Source organism: Martinezella sp. CNPSo 3957 (assembly GCF_057784395.1).
The window spans coordinates 437,054-451,520 of sequence record NZ_JBXSOU010000004.1 but is presented as its reverse complement, the minus strand read 5'-3'; the positions used below and the strand labels follow the sequence as shown (position 1 = coordinate 451,520).

14 protein-coding genes are annotated in these 14,467 nt (G+C 59.4%); 7 read left to right on the top strand and 7 right to left on the bottom strand.

Annotation, left to right across the window (positions count from 1 at the left end; genetic code table 11):
• Window positions 1-8 precede the first annotated feature (8 nt).
• Window positions 9-1,847: an allophanate hydrolase gene (gene atzF, locus AC13QE_RS13500; protein WP_488484054.1), complete on the top strand. Its 1,839-nt coding sequence runs from the start codon at window positions 9-11 to the stop codon at window positions 1,845-1,847.
• 135 nt (window positions 1,848-1,982) lie between these two features.
• On the opposite strand, the gene AC13QE_RS13495 is transcribed toward atzF, so the two are convergent.
• The 3 genes from AC13QE_RS13495 to AC13QE_RS13485 all read right to left on the bottom strand — a co-directional run bounded on the left by AC13QE_RS13495 (window position 1,983) and on the right by AC13QE_RS13485 (window position 5,190).
• On the bottom strand, window positions 1,983-2,801 hold the full coding sequence (locus AC13QE_RS13495; protein ID WP_488484103.1) for a carbohydrate ABC transporter permease: 819 nt from the start codon (window positions 2,799-2,801) through the stop codon (window positions 1,983-1,985).
• Window positions 2,801-3,745, bottom strand: a complete 945-nt coding sequence (locus AC13QE_RS13490; RefSeq protein WP_488484053.1) for a carbohydrate ABC transporter permease — start codon at window positions 3,743-3,745, stop codon at window positions 2,801-2,803. Before AC13QE_RS13490 ends, AC13QE_RS13495 begins: the two co-directional genes overlap by 1 nt.
• 170 nt (window positions 3,746-3,915) lie before the next feature.
• Complete coding sequence (locus tag AC13QE_RS13485; protein WP_488484102.1) at window positions 3,916-5,190, bottom strand: ABC transporter substrate-binding protein; 1,275 nt, start codon at window positions 5,188-5,190, stop codon at window positions 3,916-3,918.
• A gap of 250 nt (window positions 5,191-5,440) precedes the next feature.
• On the opposite strand from AC13QE_RS13485, the gene AC13QE_RS13480 reads away from it, so the two are divergent.
• A complete protein-coding gene (locus AC13QE_RS13480) occupies window positions 5,441-6,904 on the top strand; it encodes an FAD-dependent oxidoreductase (protein ID WP_488484052.1) in 1,464 nt (487 codons plus the stop codon).
• Complete coding sequence (locus AC13QE_RS13475; protein ID WP_488484051.1) at window positions 6,901-7,926, top strand: questin oxidase family protein; 1,026 nt, start codon at window positions 6,901-6,903, stop codon at window positions 7,924-7,926. The genes AC13QE_RS13480 and AC13QE_RS13475 overlap by 4 nt, the downstream gene beginning before the upstream one ends.
• A gap of 42 nt (window positions 7,927-7,968) precedes the next feature.
• Here AC13QE_RS13475 and AC13QE_RS13470 read toward each other — a convergent pair whose 3' ends face one another.
• The 4 genes from AC13QE_RS13470 to AC13QE_RS13455 form a co-directional block, all read right to left on the bottom strand.
• A complete protein-coding gene (locus tag AC13QE_RS13470) occupies window positions 7,969-8,667 on the bottom strand; it encodes a transporter substrate-binding domain-containing protein (RefSeq protein WP_488484050.1) in 699 nt (232 codons plus the stop codon).
• Between the two features lie 126 nt (window positions 8,668-8,793).
• A complete protein-coding gene (gene hpaI, locus AC13QE_RS13465; protein ID WP_488484049.1) occupies window positions 8,794-9,558 on the bottom strand; it encodes a 4-hydroxy-2-oxoheptanedioate aldolase in 765 nt (254 codons plus the stop codon).
• Window positions 9,559-9,565: 7 nt separating this feature from the next.
• Complete coding sequence (gene hpaH, locus AC13QE_RS13460; protein WP_488484048.1) at window positions 9,566-10,348, bottom strand: 2-oxo-hept-4-ene-1,7-dioate hydratase; 783 nt, start codon at window positions 10,346-10,348, stop codon at window positions 9,566-9,568.
• Window positions 10,349-10,368: 20 nt separating this feature from the next.
• Window positions 10,369-11,262: a dioxygenase family protein gene (locus tag AC13QE_RS13455; RefSeq protein ID WP_132719082.1), complete on the bottom strand. Its 894-nt coding sequence runs from the start codon at window positions 11,260-11,262 to the stop codon at window positions 10,369-10,371.
• A 252-nt stretch (window positions 11,263-11,514) separates the two neighbouring features.
• Between AC13QE_RS13455 and AC13QE_RS13450 the strand changes: the two genes are divergently transcribed.
• From AC13QE_RS13450 to AC13QE_RS13435, 4 genes are read left to right on the top strand one after another with little or no spacing between them, the layout of a single operon-like run.
• The gene (locus tag AC13QE_RS13450; RefSeq protein ID WP_112335964.1) at window positions 11,515-12,252 is read left to right on the top strand and encodes a GntR family transcriptional regulator; all 738 of its coding nucleotides are present in this window, start codon (window positions 11,515-11,517) and stop codon (window positions 12,250-12,252) included.
• Window positions 12,252-13,073 (top strand): sugar phosphate isomerase/epimerase family protein, encoded by an 822-nt coding sequence (locus AC13QE_RS13445; protein ID WP_488484047.1) that lies wholly within the window; start codon window positions 12,252-12,254, stop codon window positions 13,071-13,073. The genes AC13QE_RS13450 and AC13QE_RS13445 overlap by 1 nt, the downstream gene beginning before the upstream one ends.
• Before the next feature lie 49 nt (window positions 13,074-13,122).
• Entirely contained in the window at window positions 13,123-13,791 is a 669-nt protein-coding gene (locus tag AC13QE_RS13440; protein ID WP_112341966.1) for an amino acid ABC transporter permease, read from the top strand.
• 9 nt (window positions 13,792-13,800) lie between these two features.
• Complete coding sequence (locus AC13QE_RS13435) at window positions 13,801-14,451, top strand: amino acid ABC transporter permease (RefSeq protein WP_015343583.1); 651 nt, start codon at window positions 13,801-13,803, stop codon at window positions 14,449-14,451.
• Window positions 14,452-14,467 lie beyond the last annotated feature (16 nt).

Genomic DNA, 14,467 nt, shown 5'->3' with positions numbered 1-14,467 from the left:
GGATCGACATGTCTGATTTTCATTGGCCGACCGAGACCGGCAGCCTCGATTTCCATACGCTGACCGCTGCCTATGCATCTGGCCAGCTTAAGCCCTCAACGGTCGTCAACGCTATCTATGACCGGATTGAGGCGCGAGGCGACGACCATGTTTGGATCTATCTCATCTCCCGCGCCGATGCACTGAGGGCGGCCGCGGAGTTGGAGAATGCCGGCTATGACGGTCGTCCTCTCTGGGGTATTCCTTTTTCGATCAAGGATTGCAACGATGTCATCGGCCTGCCGACGACCAATGCGCTGAAAGAGGGGGCCTATATCGCCGAAAGTACCGGGCAGGTGGTGACGCGCCTTTTCGATAGTGGGGCGATCCTGATCGGCAAGACCAATATGGACCAGTTCGGCATCGGCCTTGTCGGCATGCGCACGCCGTATGGTGCATGCTCGTCGGTGTTCAACGACGACTATATTTCCGGCGGTTCCAGTTCCGGTTCGGGCGTTTCGGTGGCGGCCGGGCTTTCCAGCTTCTCGATCGCCAATGATGCCGCCGGCTCCGGCCGCGTACCGGCGGGCTTCAACAACATCGTCGGGATCAAGCCGACGCCGGGCATTGTCAGTAATGCCTGCGTATCGGGCGGCGGTTGCGTGAAGACGATCGAGACCGTATCGGTCTTCGCGTTGACGGTGGAGGATGGCATGGCGGTCATGCGCATCATCACCGGCTACGATCCGTCCTATCCCTTTTCCAAGCCCGAGGCCGATCATGTCGCGCTCGACATGCGGCCCGCCCCGCCGAAGTTTCGCTTTGGTATTCCGGCCGGCGCGGCGGTTCGCTTCTTCGGCGACAGCGAGGCCGAGCGGCTGTTCCAGGAAGCCGTCAAGCGACTGCATGCCATGGGCGGCGTCGCGGTCGCGGTCGATTTCGCCGCGTTCGAGGAAACTCAGCGTATTCTCTATGAAGGCCCCTGGATTTCGGAGCGCGCACTCAGCCTCGACAAGGTGCTGGCCCAACATGGCGACGCGATCCATCCGGTGACAAAGAAGATCCTCGAAAACAGCGGGCAATATTCATCCGTTGATACCTTCCGCGCCATTCACCGCATTGCCGAGTTGAAATGCGCGACACGCCCGATCTGGGACGGTATCGAAGTGCTTCTGGTGCCGACGACGCCGACTATCTATCGCAAAAGCGAGATTCTCGCCGATCAGATCGCTCTCAATGCGCGGCTCGGCATCTATACCAATTTCGTCAATCTGATGGGCCTTTGCGGGATCGCCGTACCGAACGGTTTCCGCGCCGACGGCCTGCCCTCGGGCGTCACCTTCCTCGCCCCCGGCATGGCCGAAGCGAAAGCGGCGGCGATCGCGGCCGAATTCCACCGTCGCGCCGGCATCGGGCTCGGCATGAACCTCAATCCCTATCCGGCCTATGGCGCACCGACGGAAATTCCCGCTGGTCACCGCGAGATTGCCGTTGTCGGCGCGCATCTGTCCGGCATGCCGCTCAATCATGAACTGACGGAGCGCGGTGGCGTATTCCGCGGCAAGACCCGCACTACAGGCGATTATCGGCTTTATGCACTCGCCGGCACGACACCGGCCAAGCCCGGTCTCGTTCGCGATCCAAACGCCAAGGGACCGGGCATCGAGGTCGAGATCTGGTCGCTGCCACTCGCAGGCTTTGCCGATTTCGTCGAGCGCATTCCGCAGCCGCTGGGGATCGGTAAGCTCGCGCTTGAGAACGGTCGCCAGGTATCCGGCTTTCTCTGCGAGACCGTGGCGTTGGACGGCGCGATCGATATTACGGCGCATGCCGGCTGGAAGAATTACCTGGCTTCGAAAGCGGCCTGAGAAAGGTTCTCGGGGGAGGGTTTCCGGTGAAAACGAAATCGCCTGAAGCGCTCTTTACGTTTTGTTTGACGTGTTCGAAATGACGAAAGGCGGCTCCGCGAGGTGACGCCTTTTTAATCGCCAAGGTTTGCTCGCTCAGTTGATGCCTTTGGTCAGTCCCTGCACGAAATAGCGGTTGAGGACGAGCACGATGAGCACGATTGGCACGGTCGAGAAATGCGCCAACGCCCCGAGCGTCCCCCAGGTGATGTCCTTTGTGCCGTAGGCCGACAGCAACGCCACCGAGATCGGCTTGGAATCGAGCCGCGTCAGGAACATGGCGAAGAGGAAGTCGTTCCACGAGAAGAGCACGCAGAAAAGCGCGGAGGCGATGATGCCGGAGCGCACCGCTGGCAGCGATACTTTCCAGAACGCACCGAACTGCCGGCAGCCATCCGTCAGCGCCGCCTCTTCCAGTTCCTTCGGCAGGCCGCGGAAGTAGGAAAACATCATCCAGCTCACGAAGGCGGTATTGAGCACACAATTGATCAGGACGACGCTGAACCAGCTGCCGATGAGGCCGATATCGCGCATGAGCAGATAGAACGGGATGAGCGCCGCGACAGCGGGGACCATGCGGATCGTCATGAAGAAATAGGCAACGCCCATGGCGGCAGGATGTGTCGAGCGGGCGAGCGCATAGCCGGCCGGAACGCCGAGTATCAGCGAAAGCAGCATAGAGCCGCCAGCAATCAGGAGACTGGAAATGACGAGGCTGCCGACATCGAAGATACGCAGCGCGTTGCGGAACTGGTCCAGCGTCGGCGTGAAGAAGAGATGGGGTGGAATGGAGAAGATCGCGTTCGACGGCTTGTAGGCGGTCATTGCGAGCCACAGGAAGGGCAGCAGGAAGAAGGCGAGCGTAAGCAGCAGGAACCCGCGGCGTGCCATATCGAAGGCTATGGAGCGTGTCATCATCGGCCGTTGGCCTTCTTGTCGAAATGGCGGATCATGAGGATGAAGCAGGCGGCGATGATCGCTACGCAGAGAAGCGCGATGTTGGAAATCGCCGATGCCTTGCCGATATTGAAGAAGCTCAGGCCCTCCTTCACCGCATAGACCATGAGCGTGTTGGTGGAATTGCCCGGTCCGCCACCGGTCGTCACGAACACGCTGTCAAAGACGCGGAAGGCGTCGATGGTGCGTAGCGTCAGCGCCAGCATCACGGCGGGGAGCATGAGCGGCAGGGTGATAGAGCGGAAAGTGCGCCAGGCGGTTGCTCCGTCGACGGCGGCGGCCTCCAGGAGATCGCCGGGCAGCGCCTTTAGGCCGGCCAGTAGAATAAGTGCGACGAGCGGCGTCCACTCCCAGACGTCTATGAAGATGAGCGTGGCCAGCGCGGTCGATGGTGTGGCGAAGAGGCCGCGCGGATCGGTGATGCCCCATTGGGCAAGATAATAGCCGACCATGCCGTAGTCGGCGAGCAGCAAGCCCTTGAAGATGAGGCCGACGACCAGCGGCGTAATGGTGACGGGAACAAGGATCAACGTCAGGCAGACGCGATTGAACCGGTCGTCGCGCCAGAGTGCCAGCGCGATGATAAAGCCGAAGACAAGTTCGATGGCGACAGAAAAAACAGTGAAGATCACCGTGTTGGCAATAGCGCCGCGAAAATCGGCGTCCGCCAGCAGGTTGATGTAATTGTCGATGCCGACGAAATGCGTCCGCGCCGGCTTCAGGAGATTGTATTCGTAGAGGCTGTACCAGATGCCCTTTACGAGCGGGAAGACGCCGAGCGCAATCACGTAGGCGACGGCGGGGAGCGCCATGGCAAACAGGAAGAATTTTCGTCGCGTGGCAAAAGAGACGGAGGGGAGGCGCGTGGCCGCCTTGCTGTCAACGGAACTGGTCAGGTTCATCGCGTAATTCGTCATCACCGAATGGCCAATTGGTTCGCGTTTCGATCTGAGAGGAAAACGGGCCGGTGCGCAAACGGAATCTTGCCTTCAGCGTGCCGCTAAAGCCGGCCCGACCATCGCCCTCGAAATGAAAGGCCCGCTTCACGGTCTTTCGTGAAGCGGGCCTATTCTTAGAACAGCTTGGCGGCTGCTTCCTGCGCCGCATCAAGCGCGGCCTTGGGCTCGGCCGTACCGACTAGGACGGAGTTGACTGCCGTGCCTAGCATGTCTTGGATTTCCGGATATTCCGGAATGCGCGGGCGATAGTCGCCGTCGCCGTTCTCGAAGACTTCGTTGAGAACGGGCAGGAACGGATACTTGGCGTTCAGCTCCTTGTCGGCGACCGTGCTCTTGCGGATATAGCTGCCAGCGCCGAGCAGGTTCATTTCCTTCTGGATCTTCGGACTGGTGACCCACTTGATGAAGGTCCAGGCGGCTTCTTTCTGCTTGTCCTTCGCATCGGCATTGATGGCCAGGCCCCAGCCGCCAATTCCGTAGATCTTCGGTAAACCCTTACCGCGCGGGGCGAGCGCGACATCGACCTTGCCGACTATCTTGGATGTCTTCGGATCGTAATAGCCAGGCGCGCCGACAGACCAAGTCTGCATCGTGGCGGCGATGCCCTGCCGGAAGCTTTCCTCGCGGCCGCCCCAGTCATAGTCGGCGGCACCGGGAGGGGCTGCCTTCTTGAAGAGGTCGCGATAAACAGTCAGGCTCTTGATATTGGCTTCGGAATTGAGCGCCGGCTTGCCGTCCTTGTCGAGGATTGCGCCGCCCATTTCGGCGTTATACTGCATCCAGTCCTGGGCGACCGCCGGGCCTTTCTGGCCGTTGGCGACAAAGCCATACTGCTTCTTGGCCGGGTCGGTCAGCTTGTAGGCGGCGGCAACCAGATCTTCCATCGTTTCCGGAGCCTTCAGGCCGGCGGCATCGAAGAGATCCTTGCGATAGGCGAGAACGTTGGCATAGCCGGCAAAGGGATAGGCGACCTGCTTGCCCTTGTAGTTGCCGAGCGCTTCCGTGAGCTTGGGATAGATGTCGGCGGCATCGAGCTCCTTGGCATCGCGCTTCATCAGGTCGTTGAGATCGATCGTATAGCCATTGGCGGCGAACTGCCCTGCCCAGACGATGTCCATGGTGATCAGGTCATAACCGGCGGTGTGCCCCACGAAATCGGCGGTCGTTTTCGTCAGCAGAGAGCCGTAGTCCATGATGTCGACCTTGAGTTCTGCGCCGGTCGCTTCCTTGAACTCGGGCGCGATCTGCGCCAGCACGGCCGAATACTGGTCGTTCATGGATGCCAGATTGAGAGTGACGCCGGCCAGTGGCTTGTCGGCGGCCTGCGCCATGCCCCCTGTCAGGGCAATAACGCAAACGGTAGCAAACTTCTGAAAATTCCCCTTCATGAATGTCATTAGTGTTCTCCTTTTCATGATTGATCGTCACTATACATCAAACAAAAACGCACTCAAGTGCACTTGACAAAAATGCAACAATGGCCTGAATATAACAAAATTGAACAATATCGCGCATGTTTTGCTTGATCGCTGTGCAGTATGCCTCGTTTTTGCGCATTCGTCGGGTTGCTTAAAAGGCTTGCACTCGTGCCGGGCTTAGTCCGAGGCGTCGTTGAACAAAGAAGTGTCAGGATCGAACATGAACGGTGGCCTCAGCACATCGCGACTTGAAGCGCTTGAAAAGCGGCTCGTCGGCGAAATGGAGGCGACGGAAGCGCTCGGACGGGTGTGGGCTCCGGCACCGGAGCCGGGGCCTGCTTGTATGGCGCGCTATAATGTCGTGATCTGCGGAGCCGGCATGTCCGGGCTTGCTATCGCCTTTGGCCTGAAACGACGCGGGGTTGTGGGCGTTCAGGTGATCGACAGGGCCGGGGAGGGGCGGGAAGGGCCTTGGATCGGCTGTGCGCGCATGAAGACGCTGCGCTCGCCGAAACATCTCGCCGGGCCGGATTTTGGCCTGCCGTCGCTGACGCCGCGTGCCTGGTACGAAGCCGTCTATGGCACGGACGCCTATGAAAGCCTCGACAAGATGTCGCGGCAAGACTGGATGGCCTATCTCGGCTGGTATCGCGCGGTGACGGAGCCGGATGTCTTGAACGGCACGAGCCTTGTCGGGATATCGCAAGTCGATGGCTGGTTGCGGCTTGTGCTTGAAGCGGATGGTGAAACGCAACAGATCGAATGCCGGCGGCTTGTGCTGGCCACCGGTATTGATGGCGGCGGCGCGCCGATGATTCCCGATTTCGTTCGTACCTTGCCCAAGCAATACTGGACCCATAGTGCCGAGATCGCAGACGATGGCCATCTCAAGGATCGAGATGTCGCCATTCTGGGTTCGGCGACTTCCAGCTTCGACTGGGCGGCAACGGCTTTGGAAAAGGGCGCAAAAAGCGTTGTTATGATCGGCCGCTCGCGCAATTTCGGCCGGACGGAAGTCTTGGCCTGGACCAATTTTCCGGGCTTCCTTGGTCATTTCGGCGACCTGTCGGACCTGCAGAAATGGCGCTATATCCGGCTCTACAATGGCTTCAAGATCCCGCCGACACAGGACCAATTCGATCGTGCAGTGTCTAATCCGCGTTTCACGATGGCGCTGGGCCATAAGGTGCGGTCCGTGACATTGGATGCTGGGCGGGTTGTGATCGAAAGCGACAGCGGCACATTCAGCGCCGATCATCTTCTGCTTGGCACCGGTTATACGATCGATTTCACCCGACGCGCGGAATTGAAGAGCATCGCACCGCATATGGCTTTCTGGTCTGATCACTTTGCGCCGCCGGATGGCGAGGCATCGGCCGAGATCGCGGCCCATCCCTATCTCGGGCGCGGCTTCGAGCTGACGCCGAAGAATGCCGCGACCCATGGATGGCTGTCGCATATCCATTTGTTCAACTGCTCGGCCCTTGCCAGCCTCGGCCCGATCAGTAACGGTGTGACCGGCATGAAATACGGTCTGCCGCGTATCGTCGATGCGGTGGTGGGCGGTCTCTTTCACGAGGCGGCCGACGATTTTCTCCGTGACCTCGCGGCCTATCAGGAGCATCATTTCGATCCGCGCGGCCACGGTGGAGACTTTGAAGGCATGAAGGAAGTGTCATCATGACAATCATACCAAGGTTTCAGCTCGACCGGGTTTTGGAAAAGGCCCGGTGTGAGAGTGTGGAATTTCCCTATCTGCTGGCCAATCACGCTCCGATGGTCCTCGTGGCACTCGATCGCATGGGCGCGACCCCTGAGCGTCTCGACGAATGGTATGAGATTTACCGCGTGGCAAACCAGCTTGTTCCCGCGCCGCCGCCCGGGGCTCCGATCGAGCGTGCGCGTTGGGATGCGGCGCTGGGTGACCGGACGCGGGAATCCGATTATCGCGCCTATTTCATCGCCGAAGTCGAAAGGCTCGGAACCGATGCCGCGATCCGCCATTATTTGCCCCGGTTGATCCAGGGTGTGGCCGGCAGTGCGCTGCACCCGCTGATGCGGCTGGCTTATGCGGTGCTCAACGCCGACACGAAGGAAGTGGGAACGGCGCTCGGATACTGGACGACCTGTTATCTGCCCATGCCGGATCCGACTGGAATAAAGCCCGACACTGACGATCCGGCAGCCATTCTCGCTGCCATGAATAATGTTGCCGGCGCGCACGACTATGTGCCTGAGACCGATCTTCTCTGGCACAATATACGCGAAGTCGCCGCCCTGCCGGACTTTCCGCCGGTGATCGATCGTTTGCGCATTGATGAAGCGACGCCCAAGCGCATGGCGGAGACGGCGCTCGCCCTATTCGCCTCGACCATGGATTTTTCGGCGCTCCACGCCGTTACCGGCTTGCATTGGGCTCGGTTGGTCGCGGCGCATCTGGATGATCCGCTGCCGCTTTACCGTGCCTTCTGGCAGGTGATTGCCGCACTCGTTCCGAAAATCGGCTTCCCGGCGCTTCCGACCGCCGAAACGCTTCAGGCGATGCGTGAAATGCGGGTACCAGACTGGCCAGAGATAAGGGCCGCGGCCGTCGCCTCCAACGACGAACACGACATTAGCCTGGTCTTTTCGGCATTACAGGAACAACTGGTCTGGGGTGATCCGCTTTATCGGGTTGTGGCGGCACGGCGCGTTCGGCTGATCTAGGGGTAAACTCTGCTCGCGCGGGTTTATGCATAGAGGCGGGTTTCACGGAACTCCGTTTTTTTCTTCCCCAGCATCCGCGCCGCCGAGCCGCCGCACGAAGTCCGCGAAGAACAGCGAGGCGTTAGTGGCCCGTTTATGCACCGCGATGGTCTGAGGAATTTGCGAAAACACTCCATCTACCACCCGGAAGCCTTCCATCCGCTCGGAGGCGTTGAAGAGGAATTCGGTCAGTCCAGCCGCCGCGTCGCATTCTCGGCTGGCGAGAAGGTCGAGGGCCGCCGTGGGGTTGTCGACATGCAGCACCGTCGCCCGTTGGAGTATTCGTTCGAGCTGCTTCGTATAGGCGGCGCTACGCGCGGAAGCGATGCGAGTTCCGGTGGAATCCAGCTCATCCACCGTCCGATAGGGTGAAGCTGCCGGAACCAGGTAGGTGGCCTCGACGGAGATGTAGGGAGGCGAGAAGCTGAAGCGATCGGTTCTTGATGGGTCAGACGCGATGAAGGCGATGTCCCACTCGTCGCCGTCCGCAGCGGAAAGAATATCCGCAGCGGATCCGTATCGTATGAGGGAAAGCCCCCGATCAAGTTCGCGGGCGATCCCATCCGCAATTTCCGCGCTCGGTCCCACTAAGGCGCCCGCGTTTTCGTCCCAGCGGATCAATGCTGCGTTCGACATATTGACGGCGGCCCTAATGGTTCCAGCCGGGGCTATTTCCGACCGTACCTGCTCCAAAGTGAACATGCTACACGTCTCCCTAGAGCGTGACGCCGAAGCGTGCGGGCGGTTTTCGGACGACATCGCGCTCTACCTCTTTGATTCTGGAGCGGATTCAGATTTTAGGTCAAACGGACCTAAAATCATCCGGTTCTAGCGCGAAAACCTAGACGCAAGTGCTTCCGATCCTCTGGCAAGAAGGGCAACATCGACGCCGACTGCCGTAAACAGCGTTCCCTGCGCAATGCAGCGAGCCGCAAATTTCTCGTCAGGCGTCAAGATGCCCGAAGGCTTACCGACGGCTTTCAGGCGCTCGATCGCATTCTCGATTGCCGAGATTACCTCGGGATGTCCCGGTTGGCCGGGATAACCGAGGCTGGCTGCAAGGTCTGCCGGACCGATGAAGATCCCGTCGACTCCGTCGACTCCTGCAATGGCTTCAAGCTGATCGAGCGCCCCTCGTGTCTCGATCTGCAGCAAGAGGCAGATCTCCTGTTCGGCAATCTGCGCGTAGTTCGGCACGCGCCCGAAACGGGTGGCGCGGGTGAGGGCGGATACGCCGCGGATACCTCGCGGTGCGTAACGCGCCGCCGCCACGGCCGCCTTCGCTTCCTGTTCATTCTGCACATATGGAATGAGAAGCGTCTGGACGCCGATATCCAGAAAGCGCTTGATCAATACGGAGTCGTTAAAGGCCGGGCGCACCACGGGGGCGACGTCGTACGGCGCGACCGCCTGTAACTGTGGAAGCACAGTAAGGACGTCGCTGGGAGAATGCTCGGTATCGAAAAGCAGCCAGTCGAAACCGGACGGTGCGACGATTTCTGCTGTATAACTGCCCGGAAGGCCGCACCACAATCCGATCTGACTTTGACCGGCCTGGAGTTTTCGCTTGAAGCTGTTGATGGGGAGTTCCATTAGATCCTCACACGAATGAGACGCCAATTGAGCCGACGGGACCGTAGTCGGCCTGGATCACGTCGCCCTGGGCTATGTCCACAGGGCGGGTGAAGGAGCCGGCCAGCACGATCTGCCCCTTTTTCAAACCGCCGCCCACCGCATGGAGCTTGTTTACCAACCAGGCGATCCCGGCTGCCGGATGGCCCATGATCGCTGCGGAAACACCGGATTCCTCGATAATGCCGTTCTTCGAGAGGGTGGCGCCCACCCAGCGGATGTCGATGTCCATTGGGCGAATGATGCGCCCGCCAACAACGATCGCCCCGAAAGCGGCATTGTCGGCGATCGTGTCGGTGATCGCTCTTGGAACCTCGGTGCGATAGTCGATGATCTCGAGAGCCGGGACTACGAATTCGGTCGCCCTCATCACGTCGTAGATCCGCGTACTAGGCCCCTCGAGATCCTCGCCCATCACAAAGGCGAGTTCGACTTCGAGGCGGGGCTTGATAAAGAGCTCCGCCTTGATCTGCGCTCCGTCGTTGTAGAGAGCGTCGTCGAGGATGACACCATAGTCGGGCTCGGTCATCTTGGATGCCATCTGCATCGCGCGCGACGTAAGGCCGATCTTGTGGCCTACGACCCGAGCACCCCTAGCAGTCCGAGCCTCCGCCCAGAGTGCTTGAATTTTGTAGGCGTCTTCAAGCTCCAGACCGGGATAGGTCTTGCTCGGTTGAACGATTGGCTTGCGATCGGTTTCGGCCTTCAGAAGGGCGTTGGCCGCCTCTCGGCGTTCCTGTTCTGTGATCATCGGTTCGGCTCTGTCGTTGGTTATTTGATTGGCGGGCGCGGCAGCACGGCTTCGCCGGGCTCCATGACGTAGGTGTAGTCGAGCGAGAACCAGGGTCCCTCGATGCCGGGTTCGGACGGATGCGGTTCGTCATGGCGGACGAAGTCGCCGGTCAGGGCTGCCGTCACTCCAAACTGAACGTCGGAATCGATGTTGGGATCGCTTGGATCGAAGACCTGGGAAATCAGCGTCTTGTATCCCTGCTTGAAGATCAGGGCGTGAAGATGCGCTGGTCGGTACGGGTGACGTCCCTGCGCCTTTAGCAGTCGGCCGACGACGCCATCGACCGGGATCGGGTATCCGACCATCTTCACGGTACTGAACCAGAAGCGGCCGTCGGCGTCCGTGGTGAACTTGCCCCGAAGGTTCATCTCAGCCTGATCGGGGTCCTGATTCTCATAGAGCCCAACAGGAGAAGCATGCCAAACATCGACCTCGGCACCCGCGATCGGCCTGCCGTCCCGGTCTACGACCCTGGCGCGGACATAGAGCGGCGTGCCTGGCGTGTCGGAGCGGATGATCGTGCCGCCGTTTTCGACACGGGGAGAGTTCAGCCGCCAGAACGGGCCAAGAAGAGACTGCGACGTCTCCGTCTGGCCGCCGTCGCCGTTGTTCAAAAGGCAAACCAGCGAGGACACGCCGAGAGATCCGGCCATGAGAACAAACTCGTTGTGGCTGTCCGTCTGCAGTTGTCCGATCTCGTTGAGTATCGCCGTGGCTTCGCGGAACTCGACTTCGGACAATCTCACCTCGCGCACGAATGCATGGAGATGCTTCACCATTGCCATGAGGATTTCTCGCAGACGTGGATCCTCGGTTTTGTTCATCACCGCGAGGACGGCAGGCGTCAACTCGCTTTCAGTTTTTATGGCCATAAGGGTACCTCCCACTGGCGCTGACTATTAAAAATAATCGATTATCTGTCAATGAATGTTGCGACGACTTTTTCGGTTGGCGGGAAGAAAATTTGCTCAATACTGTATTAAAGTACTGAATATATTATATTAAATCCTAGAGGCGATCGAGTTTTAGCTACAAAACGGGCTCTTCTTCGCTTTCTCGTTGACATAAATAATCGTTTATCATATCGATCATCGACAGTTGATCAGAATTGTCAGGGAGTAGGGATGAGCTCGACCGACGACAGCGCCTCTGCGCCAATGACAGACGAGGAGACGGCGTCCGCGGGTTTTTCCGATGATGGCAAGAACACTATCGGAAGCCAGTTGGCGTCGCGGCTGCGCGAGGCGATCATCTCTGGTGAACTGGAAGCCGGCAGCAAGATCAATCTCGACAAGGCGCGCCGCACGTTCAACGTCAGCTTAAGCCCTCTGAGGGAGGGGCTTGCCCGCTTGATCTCCGACGGCCTGGTGGAGTTTCAGGACAATCGCGGCTATCGCGTAGCTCCGATCTCGCTGGCGAATCTGGAAGAAATCACGACGCTGCGCGAAGAGCTCGAAGTCTTCGCACTGCGGGAATCCATGCGTATCGGCGATGTCGAGTGGGAGGGCAATATAATGCGCTCGCTCCATCGCCTGAACCGCACGGAACGAGATGCCTCACGACCTGAGACGCTCGAGCAATGGGAAACTCTTCACCGGGAATTCCATCTCACGCTCATTTCCGGTTGCGGCAAACCGCTTCTGCTGCATTTCTGCGGCCTCTTGCTGAACTTGAATGACCGATACCGCCGGGTCTTCCTCATCAGGACTTCCGGCGACCGGAACGTCGGGCAGGAGCACAGCGAGATCGCGCAAGGAGCGGTCGCGCGGGATATCGAATACGCCACCGAGAAACTCCGACAGCACATCCACCGCACGGGAACGAACCTTCGAAATCATCTCGCGACGAAAGGGATCGTGTGATGGTGACGTCTGGATCGAAATCAGAGCAACAGATTGGCGCAGCGCACTTCTCCGCCATCTCCCTGGCGCCGAGCGATTTTGCGAAGGCCGCGGCGGGGGCGGGCTTTTCCAGGATTGGATTGAGGCTGAACCCGGCATTTCCTGGAGCGCCATATTACGAGCTGCCTGTAGGCGGCCGCTCAGCGGAAGAATTGAAAGCCGTATTGCGCGGCGAAGCGCTCGAGGTCTTCGATATCGAGTTCTTTGTCATCGACCCATCGTTCAACGCCTCGTCTCTGGAGCCCATAGTGGCGGCGGCTGCCAACATCGGGGCCCAGCGTCTAAGCGTGTGCGGCGACGATCCGGAGCGGAGCAGGCTGCAGTCGAACTTCACCGAATTCTGCAGCCTTGCAAGCGGCTACGGATTGGCAGTCGATATCGAGAACATGGGATGGCGGACGGTCAGGACTTTCGCTGACAGCGTCAATCTCCTGAAATCGAGCGGCGCGTCCAATGCCGGCGCACTCGTTGATGGAGTTCATTTCTTCAGGAACGGCGGAACGTTGACGTCGCTGCGCGCCGAGATCGACAGGGTCAAGCACATTCAGTTGTGCGACGTCATCGGACCCGCTCCGAGCACGGCGGAGGCCATGATCGCTGAAGCCCGAGGCAAGCGTCTTGCCCCTGGCGAGGGCGAATTGCCCTTGGGCGAACTGGTCGCAATAGTCAACGGGGCAGCATCGGTCTCGGTCGAAGTACCCCTTTCAGGCTCGGCAGACGCGGAGGAGCATTTGAAACGCCTGTTCGAAGGGGCCTTACGAATATTTAAGCCGGGTCAGTGATTGCGGCGCCGGCGAGGCGAGAGCCGCGCCGAAGGGAGGAAGCCAACAGATGGGTTACAGGTTTGATTTTGGCGCGGTCTTCGACCGCGCCCCGGAATTGTTTTGGGGTTCGCTCGGAACGTTGGGTCTCGCCTTCGCCGGGATGCTGCTCGCTCTCGTGATCGGAATCCTGGGCGTTGCTGCAAGAACGTCGAAGACCGCGTGGGTTCGCGCTCCGGTGATCGCGTTCGTCGAAGTCGTCCGCAACACGCCGTTCCTGGTGCAGATCTTCTTCATCTACTTCGCCCTCCCGCTTATGGGCATCCGCCTGAACCCGACGGTCACCGCAATCATCGCGCTGGGGATCAACGGAGGCGCCTACGCTATCGAGATCATCCGCGGCGGCGTTGAGAGCATCAACAAGGGACAGATCGAAGCCGGTTTTGCGCTCGGGCTGCACAAGGCCGACGTCTTCCGGCTCATCGTTCTGAAGCCGGCACTGCGAGCGATCTACCCCTCTTTGACGAGCCAGTTCGTGATGCTGACCTTGACCACGTCGGTGTGCACCTCGATCGCCGCCTATGAGCTGACTTCCGCGGCGCAGCGCATCGAGTCAGACACGTTCCGAAGCTTCGAAGTCTACTTCACCGTGACCGCAATCTACCTGGTCATTTCAAGCCTGATGATGGGAATCTTCGCCCTAATCTCCCGTTCCTACTTCAACTATCCGACTCGATAGGAGGCGCTCATGGGTCCCATCGGCGAAAATGAGCTGTTCTTCATCCTGCAAGGTCTGAAATGGACCGTATTGCTGGCGGTTATCGGTTTCATCGGCGGAGGCGTGTTCGGCATTTTGATCGCGCTTGCGCGCACGTCCAAGCATCAGTTCGCCCGGCTTGCATCATCCGGCTACATCGCGCTCTTCCAGGGCACACCACTCCTCATGCAGCTCTTTGTCGTCTACTACGGCGTTGCCTTGCTTGGCATCGACGTCAACGCCTGGGTCGCTGTTGCGATCGCGTTCACTCTCCATGCAAGCGCCTTCCTCGGCGAGATATGGCGCGGTTCGATTGAAGCCGTTCCCAAAGGACAGACCGAAGCCGCGAACGCTCTTGGCCTGCATTACGTCTCCCGAATGAAGGACGTGGTTTTGCCACAGGCTTTGAAGATTTCGATGCCGGCGACCATCGGCTTTCTCGTGCAGCTCATTAAGGGGACGTCGCTTGCTGCGATCGTGGGCTTCATCGAGCTGACCCGGGCTGGCCAGATCATATCGAACCAGACCTACCGCCCGCTGCTCGTCTTCGGGATCGTCGGAATAATCTACTTCATGATTTGCTGGCCTCTTTCCCACGTCGGAAGCGGCCTTGAGAAACGGATGGCAAAAGCCGCCCGCTAAACCTGCTTCGGGAGAA

Coding starts and splice junctions, on each gene's coding strand:
- AC13QE_RS13440 (WP_112341966.1), top strand. CDS start 13,123: ATGGGTTACAGGTTTGATTTTGGCGCGGTCTTCGACCGCGCCCCGGAA.
- AC13QE_RS13495 (WP_488484103.1), bottom strand. CDS start 2,801: ATGACACGCTCCATAGCCTTCGATATGGCACGCCGCGGGTTCCTGCTG.
- AC13QE_RS13475 (WP_488484051.1), top strand. CDS start 6,901: ATGACAATCATACCAAGGTTTCAGCTCGACCGGGTTTTGGAAAAGGCC.
- AC13QE_RS13435 (WP_015343583.1), top strand. CDS start 13,801: ATGGGTCCCATCGGCGAAAATGAGCTGTTCTTCATCCTGCAAGGTCTG.
- AC13QE_RS13480 (WP_488484052.1), top strand. CDS start 5,441: ATGAACGGTGGCCTCAGCACATCGCGACTTGAAGCGCTTGAAAAGCGG.
- AC13QE_RS13490 (WP_488484053.1), bottom strand. CDS start 3,745: ATGAACCTGACCAGTTCCGTTGACAGCAAGGCGGCCACGCGCCTCCCC.
- AC13QE_RS13450 (WP_112335964.1), top strand. CDS start 11,515: ATGAGCTCGACCGACGACAGCGCCTCTGCGCCAATGACAGACGAGGAG.
- AC13QE_RS13455 (WP_132719082.1), bottom strand. CDS start 11,262: ATGGCCATAAAAACTGAAAGCGAGTTGACGCCTGCCGTCCTCGCGGTG.
- hpaH (WP_488484048.1), bottom strand. CDS start 10,348: ATGATCACAGAACAGGAACGCCGAGAGGCGGCCAACGCCCTTCTGAAG.
- AC13QE_RS13470 (WP_488484050.1), bottom strand. CDS start 8,667: ATGTTCACTTTGGAGCAGGTACGGTCGGAAATAGCCCCGGCTGGAACC.
- AC13QE_RS13445 (WP_488484047.1), top strand. CDS start 12,252: ATGGTGACGTCTGGATCGAAATCAGAGCAACAGATTGGCGCAGCGCAC.
- hpaI (WP_488484049.1), bottom strand. CDS start 9,558: ATGGAACTCCCCATCAACAGCTTCAAGCGAAAACTCCAGGCCGGTCAA.
- AC13QE_RS13485 (WP_488484102.1), bottom strand. CDS start 5,190: ATGAAGGGGAATTTTCAGAAGTTTGCTACCGTTTGCGTTATTGCCCTG.
- atzF (WP_488484054.1), top strand. CDS start 9: ATGTCTGATTTTCATTGGCCGACCGAGACCGGCAGCCTCGATTTCCAT.